The 18,605-nt window shown below is 67.6% G+C and carries 15 protein-coding genes; 8 read left to right on the top strand and 7 right to left on the bottom strand.

Annotated elements, in window-relative coordinates; translation table 11 throughout:
- Window positions 1-16 precede the first annotated feature (16 nt).
- Window positions 17-952: a methionyl-tRNA formyltransferase gene (locus tag IU450_RS15350; protein ID WP_195150488.1), complete on the bottom strand. Its 936-nt coding sequence runs from the start codon at window positions 950-952 to the stop codon at window positions 17-19.
- A 72-nt stretch (window positions 953-1,024) separates the two neighbouring features.
- A complete protein-coding gene (locus IU450_RS15345) occupies window positions 1,025-2,311 on the bottom strand; it encodes a SidA/IucD/PvdA family monooxygenase (protein ID WP_324197685.1) in 1,287 nt (428 codons plus the stop codon).
- Window positions 2,312-2,464: 153 nt separating this feature from the next.
- On the opposite strand from IU450_RS15345, the gene IU450_RS15340 reads away from it, so the two are divergent.
- The gene (locus tag IU450_RS15340) at window positions 2,465-2,935 is read left to right on the top strand and encodes a hypothetical protein (protein WP_228834643.1); all 471 of its coding nucleotides are present in this window, start codon (window positions 2,465-2,467) and stop codon (window positions 2,933-2,935) included.
- 112 nt (window positions 2,936-3,047) lie between these two features.
- Window positions 3,048-3,755 (top strand): siderophore-interacting protein, encoded by a 708-nt coding sequence (locus IU450_RS15335; RefSeq protein WP_195150486.1) that lies wholly within the window; start codon window positions 3,048-3,050, stop codon window positions 3,753-3,755.
- 66 nt (window positions 3,756-3,821) lie between these two features.
- On the opposite strand, the gene IU450_RS15330 is transcribed toward IU450_RS15335, so the two are convergent.
- Both IU450_RS15330 and IU450_RS15325 read right to left on the bottom strand, forming a co-directional pair.
- A complete protein-coding gene (locus IU450_RS15330) occupies window positions 3,822-5,558 on the bottom strand; it encodes an ABC transporter ATP-binding protein (protein WP_195150485.1) in 1,737 nt (578 codons plus the stop codon).
- Window positions 5,555-7,399, bottom strand: a complete 1,845-nt coding sequence (locus IU450_RS15325) for an ABC transporter ATP-binding protein (RefSeq protein WP_195150484.1) — start codon at window positions 7,397-7,399, stop codon at window positions 5,555-5,557. Before IU450_RS15325 ends, IU450_RS15330 begins: the two co-directional genes overlap by 4 nt.
- Before the next feature lie 293 nt (window positions 7,400-7,692).
- On the opposite strand from IU450_RS15325, the gene IU450_RS15320 reads away from it, so the two are divergent.
- From IU450_RS15320 to IU450_RS15295, 6 genes are all read left to right on the top strand, one after another.
- Window positions 7,693-7,887, top strand: a complete 195-nt coding sequence (locus IU450_RS15320) for a hypothetical protein (protein ID WP_195150775.1) — start codon at window positions 7,693-7,695, stop codon at window positions 7,885-7,887.
- Between the two features lie 122 nt (window positions 7,888-8,009).
- A complete protein-coding gene (locus IU450_RS15315) occupies window positions 8,010-8,459 on the top strand; it encodes a TIGR03667 family PPOX class F420-dependent oxidoreductase (RefSeq protein WP_195150483.1) in 450 nt (149 codons plus the stop codon).
- Window positions 8,460-8,463: 4 nt separating this feature from the next.
- Window positions 8,464-9,045, top strand: coding sequence for a putative glycolipid-binding domain-containing protein (locus IU450_RS15310; protein ID WP_195150482.1), 582 nt, complete (start codon window positions 8,464-8,466; stop codon window positions 9,043-9,045).
- Between the two features lie 49 nt (window positions 9,046-9,094).
- Window positions 9,095-10,024 carry an RluA family pseudouridine synthase gene (locus IU450_RS15305; RefSeq protein ID WP_195150481.1) on the top strand — a complete coding sequence of 310 codons (930 nt, stop codon included), beginning with the start codon at window positions 9,095-9,097 and terminating at the stop codon, window positions 10,022-10,024.
- 182 nt (window positions 10,025-10,206) lie between these two features.
- On the top strand, window positions 10,207-10,950 hold the full coding sequence (locus IU450_RS15300) for a CPBP family intramembrane glutamic endopeptidase (RefSeq protein WP_195150480.1): 744 nt from the start codon (window positions 10,207-10,209) through the stop codon (window positions 10,948-10,950).
- 327 nt (window positions 10,951-11,277) lie between these two features.
- Window positions 11,278-14,382 carry a hypothetical protein gene (locus IU450_RS15295; RefSeq protein ID WP_195150479.1) on the top strand — a complete coding sequence of 1,035 codons (3,105 nt, stop codon included), beginning with the start codon at window positions 11,278-11,280 and terminating at the stop codon, window positions 14,380-14,382.
- A gap of 599 nt (window positions 14,383-14,981) precedes the next feature.
- Here IU450_RS15295 and IU450_RS15290 read toward each other — a convergent pair.
- The 3 genes from IU450_RS15290 to IU450_RS15280 form a co-directional block, all read right to left on the bottom strand.
- Window positions 14,982-17,132, bottom strand: coding sequence for an MMPL family transporter (locus IU450_RS15290; RefSeq protein ID WP_195150478.1), 2,151 nt, complete (start codon window positions 17,130-17,132; stop codon window positions 14,982-14,984).
- A gap of 38 nt (window positions 17,133-17,170) precedes the next feature.
- Window positions 17,171-17,638, bottom strand: coding sequence for an EXLDI protein (locus tag IU450_RS15285; protein WP_195150477.1), 468 nt, complete (start codon window positions 17,636-17,638; stop codon window positions 17,171-17,173).
- Between the two features lie 188 nt (window positions 17,639-17,826).
- On the bottom strand, window positions 17,827-18,288 hold the full coding sequence (locus IU450_RS15280) for an NUDIX hydrolase (protein ID WP_324197684.1): 462 nt from the start codon (window positions 18,286-18,288) through the stop codon (window positions 17,827-17,829).
- Between the last annotated feature and the right edge of the window lie 317 nt (window positions 18,289-18,605).

Genomic DNA, 18,605 nt, shown 5'->3' with positions numbered 1-18,605 from the left:
TGGTCTGGCGATCAGGTCACTGATCGGTGAGATAACCGCCGCGCGCGAAGAATTCGGTTCCGTCGTGTTCGACGCCCGACGCGGTGCGCACCCGGGTGATCACCAACGCGTGGTTGCCGCCGCGGTGGGCGGCGGCTCCCGTCACCACCGCGCCGCCGCCCTCCTGCACGATGACGCGGCCGGGCGTGCCGCCGTAGCGCGCTTCGGAGACCCGCGCGGCCAGTACCTCGATGCGCTCGCCGCGGTAGTGGGTGAACGCGCGCGGGTACGGCGCGGACAGCGCGCGCACGAAACGCTCCAGGTCCTCCGCCTGCCAGGTCCAGTCGATCCGGCTGTCGCGCTCGGAACGCTTGTGGAAGTAGGTGCGCTCGGCCTTGTTCTGCGGTCGCCACACCGCGGTACCGGAATCCAGCGCGGCCAGCGCCTCGCCGAGCGCGCCGGGAATCAGCTCCATCCCGCGCATCACCAGTTCGGTGCCGGTATCGGTGGGGCCGATGGGAATCGAGCGCTGCACAAGGATGTCGCCGGTATCCAGACCCTCGTCCATGCGGTGCACGGTCAGGCCCGTTTCGGAGGCGCCGCTGATCAGTGCCCACAGCACCGGCGAGAACCCGGTGAACTTCGGCAGCAGCGAATCGTGCAGGTTCAGGGTGCCGTGCGGCGGCAGGTTGTACAGCTCCGCGGGCATCCAGGTGTACCAGCTGTTCACCACGATGACATCCGGTTCGACCCGCTTGACGAGATCGATGGTCTCCGCGTCCGCCCGTTCGGTGAGGTGCACCGGAATCCCGTGTTCGCGCGCCAGTTCCTCGACCGAATCCGAGAAGATCGCTTTGTAGGACTGTTCGCTCGCCGGATGCGTGACCGCGAGCACCACCTCGTGTTCGGAGTCGATCAGGGCTTGCAGAGTCTTACGACCCCAGGTCTGGAAACCGAACGACACGATACGCATGAACCGAAAACCTTCCTTCAAAAAACAAAGGTTAGCCTAGCCTATCTCAAGCGCCCGTGCGTGCCGACCTGATCAATCGACCGGAAGGGCCGCGTTCCCGCGTCGCGCCGCGACCTGCCGAACCGTCGCCGTCTGGAGCACCCGGTCCGAAAGTGCGCCCAGGCAGCTGAGATTCGGAAAGCCGGGGCCTTGGGCAAGCGCGGCCAGGTTCGGTAGATACAACTTGCTGTCCAGACCCGACACCGCGAGGTCGTATCCGATGGCGGCCTCGATCCGCGCCTGCGTCAGCTCGCCCCCGACCGCGAGCTCGAGCAGATCCGCGGCATTCGCGTCGAACAGTTCGAGGAACCACAGCGGACGGCCGCCGGTCGCGTCGATCACCAGGTCGGCGGTGTGCACCTGATCCGGGCGCATCTCGTTGCGCAACGTCAGCGCGACGGCGCCGTCCTGATCCGCCACCCGGACCACCCGGCCCTGCATGTGATGCACGCGATTGTCGGCGAGCAGACTCTCCTGCACGCGAACCGAGAACACGCCGCGGTCGGTCCGTCGGATGACATCCCTGCGCTCGTCGACACTCAGCGCCCCCCATTTGATCGGGTCGCTGAAAAGCGAGTTCTCGAAATAACTCTCACCGCGGGTGTAGATCGTGGCCATCGGCGAGATCACCGAGATCGACAGCATGCCGTGGCGGATCAGTTCGTCCAGCGCCGAACCGGCGGTCTCGCCGCCGCCGATCACGGCGACCCGGGAGGCGACGGGCAGACTGCGCTTACCCGCCAGATCCCAGAATTCGGCGATGCTGAGCACCTTGGGATGTTTGGTCAGCGCTTTCTCGCTGCGGCCCGGCCCGGTGATCATGAGGCCGTCCGCCTCGATCTCGGTCGGGCGACCGTCCGCGTCGACCGCGGTGACCTGCCATCCGTCGGCCGCCGCCGCGATGGATCGCACTGTGCCGACGACGAGTTCGAGGTCGATCGCACGAGCGACCCACTGCAGGTACTTCGCCCAGACATGATGCTGCGGACTCGGCCTGCCGCGGTCGATCCACTCGGCGTAGGTGCCCTGATCGACCAGGAACGAGGTCCAGCTGTAGGCCATCATGGCCTCGTTGATGGCCCGGTTGCGACCGCGGGCCCACGTGGAGTGATAGGGGAAGCCGATGTCCTTTTCCGGACTGGTGCCGAGCCGATGCTGCCCATCGGTCCAGCCACCGCTCGGCAGCCAATTACCGCCCACGGCGTGGGCTTCCACCACTACGACGCGCGGCGCGGGCAATCCCAGTTCGCGCAGTACATGGGCCTTGGCCGCCACCGCCAACGCCTTCGGACCCGCACCGACGACAACAAGCGTTCCCACTGTTTCTCCCACTCTCGACTCGCGCCGCACCCGTGGGCACGCCCACATCGACCGAACCTGCGCGTCTATGTTTGCATAGGCTTACCTTACAGTGAAGGCGCGCGCTTCACTCGACCATGAGTGAGCGCACACCGGAATGATTGGAATGAACAGATGATCGGAATCAGCCGAAAGACCATCGGCGCTATCGTGGTTGCCGCCTCGGTCCTGACCGGCGCCCTCGGCACGGTCGCCATGAGCACCGTCGCCCAGGCCGCCCCGCTCGTCACTCCGCTGCGCACCAAGGCGCCCGGCACCGGCGAACTGCGCGCCAAGATGGCCGTCCTGTTCAACGCGGGCGCTTCGCGCTCGGCCAGGGCCGCGGAACTGGAGAACGGCGAGGCGGGCCTGCCCGCCTTCGATCGCGCCGCGGCGCTGATCGCGGTCGCACCCGCGAGCTGGCGCTGGGATGTCGTCGGCCCGGTGAGCGTCGACGGCGACGTGGTCTACGCCAAGCTGCTGACCTCGACCGAGGGCTACGAACCGTGGTACTTCGACGTGTCCTGGCGGCAGGTCGACGGCAGCTGGAAGCTGACCCGGGAATCGGTGTGCACCATCGGCAATTTCGTCGGAACGGGCTGCTGAACATCGTCCGCCGCAACCGAAGTGCCCCGCCTCGGGCGGGGCACTTCGGCGTTTCGGGCCGAATGCTTCCTAGCGCGTGACCGCCAAGTATTCTTAGGCTAACCTCAGTTGCATGAGCAGAGGATTCAGCGGCGTCGTGGTCAAGGCGTGGGGCGGCAAGGACTACCGGCTCACTGTGACATCGACCGAAGAGGTTACGGACAAATTCGTACGGCTCGGCTTCGATGCCGGTGGGCTGCTGACGGATCACCCCGTCCATCCCACGCAGTGGATTCGCGTATGGATTCCCCAGGAGGGGAGCGACAAGCTGCATCACCGAGCGTTCACCCTCGTCGACCCGGATCCCGAGGGCGACCGGTTCTGGATGGAATTCGCCCTGCACCACGGTCCGGCCGCGGACTGGGCCAGGAACGCCGCGGTCGGCGACCCGCTCGACGCCAGCGTGCTCGGCTCGAAATTCGAGCTGCCGGAGACCGCGCCGAGTGAATACGTGGTCTTCGGCGACACCGCCTCGCTGCCCGCGATCAATTCTCTGCTCGACGCCATCGGCGATGTCCCGGCCCGGGTCTGGCTGGAATGGCAGTACGAATCCGACCGGACGCTTCCCGTTCGCAACAAGCCGCATCATCAGGTCACCTGGTTGCAGCGGGTGGACAACGGCAGGCTGCTGCGCGAGCAGGCACAGGAGATCACCTGCGCGAAGGACGCGTTCGGCTGGGCCGCCTGCGATTTCGCCACCACCCGCTCGATCGTGAAGACCCTCAAGTCCACGCACGGACTGCCCAAAACCGCGATCAAGGCCCAGGCCTACTGGAAGTAGGCCCCTCGGCCGGAACGATCGCCGCCCGCTATCGGAGATAGCGGGCGGCGGCGTATGCCGGGACCGTCAGACCGCGGCGGGTTCCAGACGCCAGCCCGCTGCGCGGGAGCGTTCGTTCCAGAAGTCGGCATAGCGACCCCCGAGTTCCAACAGCTCATCGTGCGTGCCGCGTTCGACTATCCGGCCGCCGTCGACGAACAGGATCTGATCGGCGTGCGCGATGGTGGCCAGTCGATGCGCGACCACGATCACCGTCTTGCCCCTGGTCACTTCGTGCACACCGCGCACCACCACCGCCTCGCTGTGCGGGTCGAGCGCACTGGTCGCCTCGTCGAGCAGCACGATCGGGGCGTCCTTGAGCAGTGCCCGGGCGATCGAGACCCGCTGCCGCTCACCACCGGACAGCGCCGCGCCGCCCTCGCCGACCAGTGTGGCCAACCCTTCGGGCAAGCGCCCGACGATCTCGTCCACGCTGGCGGCCTGCGCGGCACGCCACACCTCGGCATCGGTCGCCTCCGGCTTGCCGATCCTGATGTTGTCGGCCACCGAGCGATCGAACAGGTAGACGTTCTGGAAGACCAGGGAGAGCTGGTTCAACAGTGTCGCCGACGGTTGTTCGCGCACGTCGTGTTCGCCCACCACGACGCGACCGGAGTCCACGTCGTAGAACCGGGCGGCCAGCCGCAGCAGCGTGGTCTTCCCCGCGCCGCTGGGTCCGACGATCGCGGTCGTGGTACCGGGCGGCACGCTGAAGGTCACCTCGCTGAGCACCGGCTCGCCCGGACGATAACCGAAGCTCACATTGTCGAAGACCACCGCGGGCGCGCCCGGGGTCACCGGCGATTCCGCCTCGGGAAGAACGGGTTCGGCAAGCAGATCGCCGACCCGCCCGACGGCGGCGGCCGCGGCGCGCAACCCGTTGCCCAGCTGCGCCGCCTGATTCAGCGGTTCGATGAACCGCGAGCTGACCGCGATCAACGCGATCGCCGCGGCCGCCGAGATCGCCCCTCCGGTCGCCCTGCCGACCACGACATAGGCCAGCACCAGGAAGACCGCCTGGACCGACAGCGCGAACACGATCAACCCGGGAACCGCGGTGAACACCTGACGCGCGGTCGCCGACCGTTGCCGGTGCAGCGCCGCCTCCAATGCCCGGTTGCCCGCGCCGACGGCGCCGAAGGCCCGCAGAACCGGCTGTGCCTGGGCGAACTCGAGCACGCGGGCGTCGGCCTCGGCCGCGGCGGCGTGGGCCTGTTCGTCGGAGCTGCGGTACGCGCGCGAGGCCAATCCGTTCACCAGGAACAACACCGGCGCCGCCAGCAGCATCGCCAACGAGATCCGCCAGTCGATGAACAGCATGCCCACGGCGACACCGAGCGGAACGACGATCCCATTGAGCACCCGGGCCACCAGATACGCCACGGCGCCCTGGATTTCCCGCACGTTCTCCACGGCCATGCGTGACAGCGGGCCCGCGCTGTGGGTTTCGAACCAGCCCAGCGGCAGAGCGTTGAGATGATCGCCGATCCTGGTCTGCAGACCGCGTTGCATCCCCACCGCGATGCGCAGTCCGACCGAGGTCTGGAAGTAGCCGAAGATCGCCATGGCCGCGACGGCGACCGTCATCAGCAGCGCCCACGTCCACGCCCGGCCGAGATCGCCGTCGAACAGCGACTCGAGCACCGGCACGAGCAGCAGGTAGGCGACGGACTGGCTCAGCGCCTGGGCGATTATCACCGCCAGCAACGTGGGGGTGAGCCCGGCGTATTCGGCCGGGACGAGTCCGAGAAGCTTGCGGATCATCGAGTCTCCTCGCTTTCCACGAGCGCGACCGCGTCCAGCGCCGCCTCGTTGATCTCCCAGAGACGCTGATAGGTGCCGCCGGCGTCGCGCAAACTCTGGTGGTCTCCCTGTTCGACCAATATTCCGTTCTCCAACACCAGGATCCGGTCGACGCCGGTGATGGTGTGCAGGCGGTGCGCGATCACCAGGACGGTACGTCCGGCGACCAGCGCCGCAAGCGCGTCCTGCACCGCGGCCTCGGACTCGGGATCGGCGAAGGCGGTGGCCTCGTCCAGCACGAGTACGGGACTGTCGGCGAGCAGCGCCCGGGCGATCGAGAGCCGCTGGGCCTCGCCGCCGGAAAGCGCCGCGTCGACGCCGATCTCGGAGTCGTATCCACGCGGCAGCGACACGATCCTGTCGTGGATCTGCGCGGCGCGCGCGGCGCGCTCGAGTGCGTCGTCGGTGGCGTCCTGCCCGGCCATCCGGAGGTTGTCGCGGATCGAGCCGCGGATCAGGCGGACGTCCTGGAAGACGAATCCGACCGTCCGATAGAGCTCTTCGGTGGAGTGGTCGCGAATATCTCGGCCGCCGATCGTGATCCGCCCCCCGGTCACGTCGTAGAACCGGGGCAGCAGCTTGGCCAGCGTGGATTTACCGGAGCCGCTCGGACCGACCAGCGCGGTGATGGTGCCTGGAGCGAGTTCGAGATCGATGCCGCGCAGCACCTGGCGATCGTCGCGGTAGCCGAAGGTGACCGACTCGAAGCGGACCACCCCCGCCCGATCCGGAACTCCCGATTCCGCCGCCGTCCCGGCCGCCAGTTCGGGAGTCTGCTGCAGTTCGTGCAGGCGCACCGCCGCGGCGCCCGCCACGCGCAACGCCTGCCCGCCGTAGCCGAGACCGAGCAGCGAACCACCGAGACCGAGTCCGACGAGCAGGAACGGCAGCACATCCAGCGGCGCGACCCAATCGAGTCCGACCGCGGCGAGTCCGGACAGCACGATCACCAGCATCATGAAGACCGGCGTGATGACGATGTCGGAGACCGCCTGCAACCGGATCATGGGCGTCTTCCACCGGTCGAAGGCACGGGCCTGGGCGTCCACCGCCTCCTGGTATTCGGTGTGCGCCTTGCCTGCCTGCCCGAAGGCACGCACCACCTGGATGCCGTCGACGAATTCGACGGTGCTCTCCTGAACGCGGTTCTCCCACCGGCTGTATACGGCGAGCCGGTCGCGGCTGTCCTGGTTCATCATCCTGCTGAGCGCCACGGCGTAGATCACCAGCGGGATCAGCAGTACCAGGGTGAGCCGCCAATCGACGCCGAACAGGTAGCCGAGGGTCACGATCGGAACGACGAGCGCCCCGACGAATTCGAGCCTGGCGTGCGCGACGAGATAGTGCAGCGCCTCGACGTCGTCCTGCAGGTACTTCTTCACCTCGGTCGAGTTCCGGTCGCCGAACCAGCCGAGCGGCACCCGGGTCAGCTTGGCCGCCAGCGCCCGGCGCACGTCGAGCTGATACTTCCCGTCGAGCAGATGCGTCCAGGTCAGCGCGCCGGCCTGGAGCAGGGCGCGGACCACGAGGACCAGCACCGCGATCGTCAGCAGACGCCACACCCGATCGGTGTCCACCTGCTCGTCGAGCAGTTCGCGGCAAGCCTCCACGATCAGCACGAACGGCACGACCGTGCACACCGACGCGACCGCCATCACGACGCTCGCGACATTCAGCGGGCCGCGCACCGGCGCGAGGATGTCCTTGCGCGCCTGCGCCTCCTGCCGCTTGCGTTCTTTCTCGACCGCCTTCGGCGGCCGGTTTCCCGTCTCCGCCCCCGGCGGCGCGACCTCCACCGTCATCTGACCTCGCCTCCCGACCTTCCCGGCGCAGCTCGCCGACATCCGCCCATCGTCATCAACAAGGAAGGTTAGGCTAACTTACTAAGATGCGATAGGGGCGACCCCGCCCAACCCGGCGTTGTCCTGCCCGACTTATTTCGGCAATGTGCGAAAACCGTTCCGGACCCGAGGTTTTCGAACTGCCGACGCGCCGGGGAAACCTCCGTGAACGGCAGCGCATCCTGGTCCGATAGCCCGCGCACATCGCTAACTTCGAGCGAAAGCAGAACTGTCGAGGCGCAGGAGTATCCAATATGTATGGCACGGAAATTTTTTCGGTTCTGTCGAATTGCGCGCGAGACCCCGGTGAACTGACCGCGGGCCAAGCGCACCAGGCCATGCAGGTGCACTTGGATTGCAGCGTCGAACTGTGCCGGGTCCGCCGCCGCGCGCGCAGGACGCTGGTCGAGGCCCGCCTGATGGTGCTGGACGAGCGGGCCACCCCGTAATGGAACGCGTCGCGCGGTCGTGCCCGCGACTGCCCGGACGAGCGAAGGCCCCTTCCCACGGACCGGGTCGACTTCTGAGCGGCGAGCGGAATCGCCCGGGGTGCCGCGGCGTTGTCCCTGCCATGACCTCCACGGCATCCGATCGCTCGACCCCCGTCGTCGACACCGAGACCGAATTCGGCGCGAAAGTCGCCGAACGACTGAGCGGCGAGTCCGTCCTCTGGCTGACCACCGTCGGCCCCACCGGCACACCGCAGCCGAACCCCGTCTGGTTCCAGTGGCGCGACGGTGAATTCCTGATCTTCAGCAAGCCCGGGCAATCGAAGGTACGCAATATCCAGCGCAATCCCCGTGTCGCGCTGAACCTCAACAGCACGGAGCACGGCGGCGACGTCGTCGTGCTCACCGGCACAGCGCGCGTCGTCGAGCAGCGGCCGAGCGCGGCCGAAATCGCCTCCTTCACCACGAAGTACGCCGAGGGCCTGCGCTCGATCAACCTGACCGACGAGCAGTTCTACGCCGAATACTCGGTGGTCGTGCGGGTGACGCCGGATCGGCTGCGCGGATTCTGATCCGATGACCTTCGCGCCGCCGCCGCCCACCGCCGCCTGGCGGCATCGAACCGCACGCGAGGGGTTCGAGGTGGCCTATTTCCGGGTCACCGAACAGGGTGTGCTGATCGACGGCTGCACGACGGCCGTCGAGAACGGCGCGGCCTGGACGGTGGACTACCGGATCGCGCTCGACACCGAATGGCGCACCCGCCGGGCCCAGGTGGCCATCCGCAAGCCGGGCGGCTGGAACACGCTGGTGCTGGACGCGGACGGTGCGGGGTCCTGGCTGCTGGACGGCATGCCCGCGCCGCTGCTCGACGGCTGCCTCGACGTGGACCTGGAATCCTCGGCGCTGACCAACGCGCTGCCCGTGCACAGGTCGGCGCGGGAGGTCGGGGAGGGCGCGCAAGCACCCGCGGCGTATGTGTACGCCTCCGGCGCCGCGGTGGCGCGGCTGGAGCAGCGCTACGACCGCATCGGCGACGGCGAGCACGGACCGAGGTTCGACTACGCGGCCCCTGAGTTCGATTTCGCCTGCGTCTTGGAGTACGACAAGTCGGGCTTGGTGCTCGACTACCCGGGCATCGCGGTCCGGGCCCACTGAGGTCCCGGCGTCGCGGCCTACGGCAGGCCGGCGGCTAGGGTCGATACCGATGAGAAGGCGGCAACAACCGCCGTTGCCGAAGCGGCACGGCTTGGACCCGGCCCGGCTGCGACTACCGGAGCAGGGCGACTGGGCGACCATTCGGGACCATCTGGTGGAGCGCCTGCCCCGGGTGCCCGCCACACGGATCGATGAACTGCTGCACGCGGGCGGCATCGTCGACCTGGAGGGGCCGATCGCCCCCGACGCACCGTATGTACCTGGTGGCGCGGTCTGGTTCCACCGCGATCTCCCCGAGGAGACGGTGGTCCCGTTCGACATCCCCGTCGTGCATCGCGACGACGACCTGCTGGTGGTGGACAAACCACACTTCCTGGCCACCATCCCGCGCGGTCAGCACATCCTGCAGACCGCCCTCGTGCGGCTGCGCCGGGAACTGGACCTGCCCGACCTGATCCCGGCGCATCGGCTCGATCGCGTCACGGCGGGCCTGGTGCTGTTCGTGATCAACCCGGCCCGCCGCGGCGCGTACCAGACCATGTTCCACAAGCGCACCGTGCGCAAGGAGTACGAGGCCATCGCCCGCTTCGACCCCGATCTCACCCTGCCCCGGGTGGTGCGCAGTCGGATCGTCAAGGAGAAGCAGGTGCTCGCGGCCCAGGAGGTGCCGGGCGAACCCAACGCGGAAACCGAGGTCGAACTGCTCGAGCACCGGGACGGGCTCGGCCGCTACCGCCTGCGCCCGCACACCGGCCGGACCCACCAGTTACGCCTGCATATGAACAGCCTCGGCATCCCCATCCTCGGCGACGACTTCTACCCGGTGCTCACCGACAAGCCAGTGAACGACTTCACCAGGCCACTGCAATTGCTGGCCGCCGCGCTCGAGTTCACCGATCCGGTCACCCGAGAGCCACGCCGCTTCGAGACCACTCGCGCGTTGCAGGCCTGGACCGATCCGCAGGGTTGGGCCGGCTGACGGCACTGAGCAGCACCCCGGCTCAGCTTTCGCGACTCCGGGGCGCCGACCCGCGACGCGTTGCCGTGCTCGCGCAGGGCTCCCACCTCGGCAAACTGACACCGGAGGGGTTCAATTGACCTATCCATCAGTCGACCCCTGGCGGCTAGCGAACCTGTTGCAGATCCGTACACTGATCCGAGATGACTGAACCGGACCTAGCAGCAACACCTCAGCTACGGCACAGAAGGCGGGCCCACATCGACGTCGCCGTCGTAGTGATGGTCCTGGCGGGCACCAATCTGATCGCGCACTTCACCACCGCGTGGGCGAGCATCGTGACGGTGCCGGTCGCGGCGATCGCGCTGCTCGCGCTGATGCGCAAGCGCGGCCTGGGGTGGTCGGAGCTGGGCCTCTCGCCCCGGCACTGGCGGCGCGGTTCGCTCTACGCGCTCGGCGCGGTGGTGCTGGTCCTCACGGTGGTGGCGATCGGGGCGGCATTACCGCTGACCCGGCCGTTCTTCCTGGCCGATCGCTACGCGACCATCTCCGGCGCAATGATCGCCTCGATGATCGTTATCCCGCTGCAAACAGCGATTCCCGAGGAACTGGCTTTCCGTGGCGTGCTGCACGGCACACTCCACCGCGTCTACGGTGCTCGCGGCGTCTTCGCGGCGGGCTCCATGCTGTTCGGTCTCTGGCATATCGCGTCCTCCTTCGGCCTCACCTCGGGCAACCGCGGCTTGAGCGGCATCGTCGGCGGCGGCGTCGCCGGCCAGATCATCGGGATCCTGCTCGCCGTCGTAGCGACGGCCGCGGCGGGCGTGGTGTTCACTTGGCTGCGCCAACGCAGCGGCAGTCTGCTCGCCCCGATCGCCCTGCACTGGTCGGTCAACGGCGCGGGCGCGTTGGCGGCCGCCCTGGTTTGGCACACCACGTTCGCCTGATTCTGGCGACGGCCGGATGCGCGACGGACAAATCGGGTCCACGTCGGCTTCCATGACAGACGGTGCCCGAAGCGGCGAAAGTCAGCCAATGGCGCGGTAGGAATTCGAACGCAGTTTCGACACGCGGTAGCGCCGACGAAATGGCCGCTCATCCGGATAATCGAGCAACACCGCAGTTTTCGGCAGCTCGGCGTGTCGCCGTCGGTCACCTCTCCGCGACATTGACCACGGACAGAGGTCGGTTTAGTCTCACTCCGATCACACATATGTTCGAGCACTCATGTCTCCACCACCCGACATGACACCTGCTCCTGGGAAGGCTCGCCGATGCCCGACGAACTGTCGAACGGTAGTTCCGAGATTGCCGCGCTGGCACAGCAAGTCGAGACCGCGCGCGGCAAATTGCCCCTGCAGCTGGATCCCGCGCTGTTGCAGGTGCTCTCCGAACGCGAGATCGCAGCGGAGCGCGAACTGGCGGAATGGATTCGCGCGCAGCGACGCAAGCAGCGGCGCCGGGAGGTCGAGGCGGAACTGGCCGCCGAGCAGCGGGATCGCAAATCGGCGGCCGCGTTGCGCCGTTCCGACGACGCCGACGCCCGCTGGCATCGGCGCGCCCTGGCGGCGCGGCGGCGGGTGTCCAGCGCGGACGCGCGGCTGGCGCAGCTCTACCGGAGGGCGGAGTGGTCGTCACGGGCCTTGATCGCCGTCGTCGTGCTCGGCATGGTGTGGGCCGGGGTCAATGTGCAGCACAATCTGGTGCCCAGCGGCGACATGTCGGATCCGCTGTACTGGTTGAGCTACGGCATCGAGGCGATGATCTCGATCCCGATCATCACCATCATGGTCGCGGCGACGACGGCCGCCAGGTGGGGCCGGGAGCTGGCACGCGGCAAGGTGATCTTCTTCGAGGCGGCACTGCTCGGCACCACCGTCGCGCTGAACACCGGACCGCATCTGGCCGCGGGCGATCTCGGCCGCACCGTCGAGTACGCGATCGCGCCGGTGATGGTCGGCGTGGTGATCTGGCTGCACGCCTGGGTCTCGGCGCGGTACGCGGTGCTGATCGACGGCGCGCCGGTGATCGATCGCGATCCGCAGGCGATCCGGATCGACGCGCGACGTACCTCGGGCATGCCGGATGGCGGTGATCATCACTCGCTCGAGGGAGCGGGCACGGCGGCGAACGGTGGCCGATTTCATTGGGAAGAAGAGATCAGCACCGCGCCCCTGAACAGTGGCCGCGAGCCGGAGCACGCCTCCCCGGCCGGTCTCCGCGAGGTCCGGGGCAACCAGTCCGCCGGCTCGAACACGCCTGTTACGCCGCGCACCTACCACGCAGAGCCGTCGGCGATCAACGGTCACGCCATCGATTCGCCGATCAACGGCCATGCCGTCACCGCGCCGGTCGGTGGTCATCCCTTGGATCGGTCCGTGCTCGATCACGATCCGGTCGAGGCGGCGAACCCTGAAAGTGCCGAAGTGCACGCCCGCTACACCACTTCAGGCCCGGCGGAGCGGTTCACCGACGGTCATGCGGTCGAAACCCATCCGAACGATGCCGCATTTCCGCAGGCCCCGAACGGTTACCCGGTCGAACCCACCGTCGACGGCCATACCTACGACGTCTCGGTGAACGGCCACGCCGTCCTGCCGGTCGACGGAAGGACCACCAGGGCCGCTGCCAACGGCAACGCGTACCACCCGCCGACCAACGGAAATAACGGGCGTCCGGCCATCAACGGCCACACCCCGCCCAACGTCCACGCCCATCCTCTCCAGGCCAACGGGCACATCGTGCGTCCCACCACCAACGGCCACACCGTCAAGACCCCCACCAACGGCAACGCACACCCCGCTCAAACCAACGGGCACACCCTGCGCCCAAGCACCACCAGCCACACCAACAAGACACCGACCAACGGCAACGCACACCCTGCTCAAACCAACGGGCACACCCTCCACCCAACCACCACCAGCCACACCAACAAGACACCGACCAACGGCAACGCACACCCTGCCCAAGCCAACGGGCACACCCTGCGCCCAACCGCCAACGGCCACACCAACGAAACCCCAGCCAACGGCAACACGCACTCCCCGCAGACCAACGGACACACCGCGCCCCCGATCACGGATGGCCCCACCACTGATTCCTCCGCGAACGGCGACGCCCCCCATCGCCAGGTGGATAGTGTCTCGAGCGCCAACGGCCCGCGCGCATCCGGCCCCGGCGACGAACACCTTGGGCGGGTCGGCACCGTTCAGCCAGCCACTAACGGCCATGACGTCGATGGCGACGCACACTCCCTCCAGATCGACGGGCACAGCGTGCGCCCGACCACCGGTGTGCAGGCCGTCGACTCCTCCCCGACCGGCGACGCTCACGCTTTGCAGGGCGGCAATGTTCCCAGCACCGACGGCCCGCTCGTAAGCCGCACCAGAACTGGACACCACGGGCACACCACTGTGCGCGCCACCAACGGCCACACCGCCGAGATCACCACCGACATCGACGCGCAGGCCCTTCCGGTCACGAGCCACAGCGTTGCGCCCGGCGCCGAAAATCGGACAGACAACCGCGCTGCGGACGGAAGCCAGGATCCGTCTGTCGGCAGCGGTCAGGAAGTATCGACTCCGGCACCGAATCATCTGATCGCGTCCTTCGCCGATCCCGTCCCGGATGTCGCCGCCGAACCCATGACCCGACCGGCCGAACCCGCACAACCTTTCCCGGCGGACGCGGAGCGAGCAGCGCTCGGCCGAGCGGAAGCGCCCGCGTCCATCGACCCCAAGCCGCGCCTCGACCCCGCCCGGCCATCCGCGCCACAGCAGATCTCGCTCGACGACCTGCACGAGGGATTCGAATTCGACGAGCGGCCCGTGGCACAGGCTGGCAATGCGGCACCGCAGGCGAATTTCGAGAGAGGCGAACGCCCGCTTCGGGGCAACGACGCCGCCCGGCACCCCGGCTCCGGTGCCGCGGATCCCATGCCGGCGACCACCGACACGGCTGCGCAGGTGAACCCGAACGCCACCGCCCCGCGCGCGGCGCAACGCGGAAAGTCGCTGTCCGCCGAGCAGAACGACCGCTCCGCCGACGCGGAGAGCGAACAACTCGCGCTCGAGCAAGCCCCCCTGCGCACCGAAGCGCTGCCGATCCTCGACGCGGAAGACGACGAGGACGACGAGTTTCCCGCCGAGCCCGAGGAAGCGGCCACCGACGACGACGAGATCTCCGCGATAGCACGGGCCATCACCGGCCGACGTCTGTCCACCCTGCCGATCGAGGAGGTCAGAGAGATTCTCACGCTCGCCGACCAGGGCGGTTCCACCCCTGCCATCGCGAACGAGCTCGGCGTCTCCCGCTCCGCGGTCACTCGTGTGCTGGACTCGGCGATCAAGGTTCATCGCCCCTACGCGGTCATCGGCTGAGCGCGACCGCGTCCGTCGGCCCTCTTCGGCGCGCTGAAGTCGCCGGCGAACCTCCGACGGCTGCGGTGCGCAGCCGTGACAGCTGCGCGCTCCGTCGGCGAATCCGGCTCCGCGGCAACGACGGCGCGAACAACCGACCGGGTGCTCGGCGGCGGCGGCACGGTTCACTCGCGAGGTCACGCAGCATGCCTACCGAAGGCGCCGGTCTCTCAGCTGCTCCCGCCTCCACAGCTACTTCCCCCACCCCCACAACCACTACCGGAGTCACTACCGGAATTACCGCCGCGGTCCCCCGCACTCCACCCGCGTCCACGACGTCGTCGTTGCTGTGCGCTACTCGGGCGTCGTCGCTGCTGTGCGCTACTCGGGCGTCGTCGCTGCTGTGCGCTACTCGGGCGGCTACCGGAAATGCGGACAATCCCCAAGACGATAAGCGCGACGACCACTGCGCAGAGCAGATACTCCATGGATCAACGCTATCCGGCGATCCGAGGACACGCACCGTTCCTCGCCCGAAAAAGCTGTGCACCCGGCAATTCCGGGTGCACAGCTCTGTTCCGGTCTACTCGACCACGTCGATCGCCGGTGTTCAGCGGCTCCTATCCCGTTCGGCTCTCCACGGCGGCGGTCCCGACGACGGCGTCCGGTCCCGAACCAGCGGGCTTCTGGTCACCGTGACCCGGCCACCACGCCTTGTGCCCGATGATCGCGGTGAGTGCGGGCGTGAAGAACATCGCCATGACGAAGGCCGCGATCGCGATGCCCACCGAGATGGCGAAACCCATCTGCGCGAGAACATTGTTGCCCGCCAGCATCATCGACGCGAACGTTCCCGCCAGGATCACCCCGGCCGCCGCGATGGTGGGTCCGGTGTGCCGCAGGGCCAGCGCCGCCGCTTGTTTCGGCTCGTTGCCTTCGCGGGCTTCTTCCCGGAGCCGGGCGACCATGAGGATGTTGTAGTCGGTGCCCAGCGCGACCACGAACAGGTACATGATCACCGGCAGCGTGAAGATCAGCCCGGACTCGCCCTGGAAGTGCTGGAACACCAGCACCGCGGCGCCCAGCGTGGCGGCGAATCCGAGAAACACCGACGCCATCAGGTACCACGGTGCGACCAGACTGCGCAGCAGCAAGCCGAGCACGATCATGATCAGGATCGCCGCGACCGGGAACACGATCGCGTAGTCGCGCGCCATAGCGTCCTGGAAGTCGACGAACACCGAGGTCAGGCCACCGACGGCGGCCGTCGTACCGGCAGGCGCGGCCGAGTGCGCGACATCGCGCAGTGGTCCCTTGACCGTGTCCAGCGCGGCGTCCGACTCCGGCGCGGCGTCGAGCGTCACCGCGAAGTCGGCGATCGTCTTGTCCGCGGACAACTTCGGCTCGGCCACCTGCCCGACACCGGGTACACCGGCCAGCGCGTTGCGGTAAGCGGTGAGCTGCTCGGCGGTCAACGCACCGTCGGACCGCAACAGGACATCCGAAGGCTGGGTGGTCCCGGCGGGCATGCCCTTGACCAGTTCCTTGCTGTAGACGACGGATTCCGACGCCTCAGAGGTCGATCCGGAGCTGAGATCGAACGTCGGGTGGAAACCGAAGGCGAAGATCCCCAGCACCAGCAGCACACCGCCGGAGGCCACGGCGAAGACACCGGGCCGTCGGCCCAGCGCGTTGCCCGCCGCGGCGAACCGCGCGCCCTTCGGCTCGGCGCGCCACGCCTTGGACGGCCAGAACACCTTGGTACCCAACAGCGAGACCACCGCGGGCACCAGCGTCAGCCCGGCCACCAGCGCGACGCCCACCGCGATCGCCAGCGCCGGACCCAGAGCGCGAAACATGCCGAGCGTGGAGAGCAACAGGGCCATGAACGCGATGATCACCGCACCGGCCGCGGACGTGATCGCCTCACCGACCCGGGTGACAGCGCTGACCATGGCGGTCTTCGAGTCCTCGCCCGCACGCAACCGCTCGCGGTAGCGGAACATCAGGAACAGGATGTAGTCGGTGCCGACACCGAACAGCACCACCACCAGGATGGCATTGACCGAGGAGTCGATCTGCAGGTCGAAGGCCTTGGCCATCATGGCGATCAATCCGCCGACCATGGTGGAGACCGCGCCGATCACGACGATCGGCAGCAACGCGATCACCGGGCTGCGGAAGATGACCAGCAACAGCACGAGGATCAGCACGATGGTGGCGACGCCGATGATGGCCATGCCCTTCTCGCTGGATTCCGTCTGGTCCAGCACCTGCGCCGCCTGACCGGTGATGCCCGCCTTCAGATCGGTGTCCGCGACGCGTTCCTTCAGTTGCGTGCGCAGCGCCTTGACGGCGTCGCCCTGCGTGGTGTCGTTCGGACTCGTCACCTTCGTCATCTGCACCGCGATGATCTGGATCAGGCGGTTCTCCGACGGCGGCGTCGGTTGCATCCCGGTGACGTCCTTGACCTGCGCGTTGCGCAGGTCGTTGCCGATCGAGACGACCGAAGCCGCGTCCGCCTCGGTCAACGGACTGCCGTCCGCCCGGGCGAACACGATGATCGCCGCGGGGGCGGAACTCTCCGGGAACGCTTTCTGCTGCAACTCCAACGCTTGAATCGACTCGTAATGTGAAGGAAGGAAAGCGGATTGGTCGGTCGTTGATTTCAGTTCCGGCGCCGAGGCCACCACCGCGATGGCGAGCAGCACCCACAGGCCGATCACCTTCCACGGATTGTGGACGACCACGGCCCCCAGTCGTGCGAACATGTGCGAATAAATCCTTTCCGGATTTCGAGAAAGCGCGGTCAGATCGGCAGGTCTTGCGAGGTCGGGTTCTCGGCCACGTCGACGGCCGTTCGGTAGATGTGCTCCGGAATCCGGCCTCGCAGTTCGGCGGGCTCGTCCACGATCTCCACCGTGTAGTCACCCCACTCGCGCTCGCCGCTGCCGACCCCCAGCAGTTCGCGCCAATTCTTCCATTCGGTCCAGTCGATCGCGACGGACATTTCGCGCCAGGTCATCTCGTGCCGGTGCACCACGAACTTGCCTTTGCGGCTCACATAGACCCGCAGCACAGTCATCCCGACCTTGCTGTACTCGCGGGATTCGCCGAGCAGCCTGCCGGAGAAGCGCTGCTTGCGCCCGCCGCCCGGCCCCACCCGCAACACGATCTGGCGGAGGTCGCCCGCCTCACCCGGCGCGGCGGATTCCTTCACGAGAGCGACGCCGCCGGCCGACTGGTCGGCGGTGCCCTTGTCCGGATCGGTAGTCATGGTTTCCCCGTTTCATAGATCAGTGCGCATCCAGGCATGCGTCTACCGTGGACCGGCCCGCTCCGAATCCGGCTCTCCAGCTGCGGAATCAATGTTCCCAGAACATCCGGACCGACGTCTCACTATAAGTAGATGTATACGTATAACGCAAGCCCGAGCTGCCGTCCGTTCGGACGCGGCGCACCGCTCTACTGATCGACCTGCCCCAGCGGACGACCGTGCTCGAGGTACCGAGGGCAGCCGTCGAGGTGCGCCAGGTGCGCTTGCCGCACCCGCCGAGCCAAACGCGGTATCAGATAGTCATCGATGTCGGCGATCGAAACCCACTGCCAGGCATCGAGTTCCGACTCCTGCAATCGAATGGTTCGCTCATCGGCGCCCAGTTCACCGCAGTCGAAGACGTACAGGACCTTGTCCCCTTCACCAGCACTCGGCGCCCAGTCGTGCACCAGCAGCCGACGAGCGAAACGATCGATCCCGAGTTCCTCACCGACTTCCCGCCGACAGGCCGCCGCGGGCGCCTCCCCCGGCTCCACATACCCACCCGGCAGATCCCAGCCATTGCCATACGTCTTGCGCACAAGCAACACGTCTTCGCCGCGAACGAACAACGCCCCCGCGGCCAACCGCGCCCGGCCGAACTCCGACACCACCCCAGCCAACCACGAAACCCCTAGCCAAGGCTTCACCCCCGGAACCCAGGCGCGGCGAGCATGCTTCCCGAATTCGACACCGAACATGCGGCCCCGTTCGGTATCGATCCGAGCAACCGGCCGACTCGATGACAAGATCGGGTGGTGCGCGTCCTCGTCACCGGAGCGAATGGGTATCTCGGCCGGGTGAGGTTGCCCCGGTTTCCCGGACGGGTTGGGTGTGATGCTCACGCGGCTGCGTGAGTGGGGGTGTGGGCTTGTTCGTACTCTACGGGGCTGAGCATTCCGATCTTGGAGTGTCGTCTTCTGGGGTT

The sequence above is a fragment of the Nocardia abscessus genome (assembly GCF_015477775.1).
Lineage (GTDB): Bacteria > Actinomycetota > Actinomycetes > Mycobacteriales > Mycobacteriaceae > Nocardia > Nocardia abscessus_A.
This window is presented reverse-complemented; position numbering and strand designations above follow the sequence as displayed.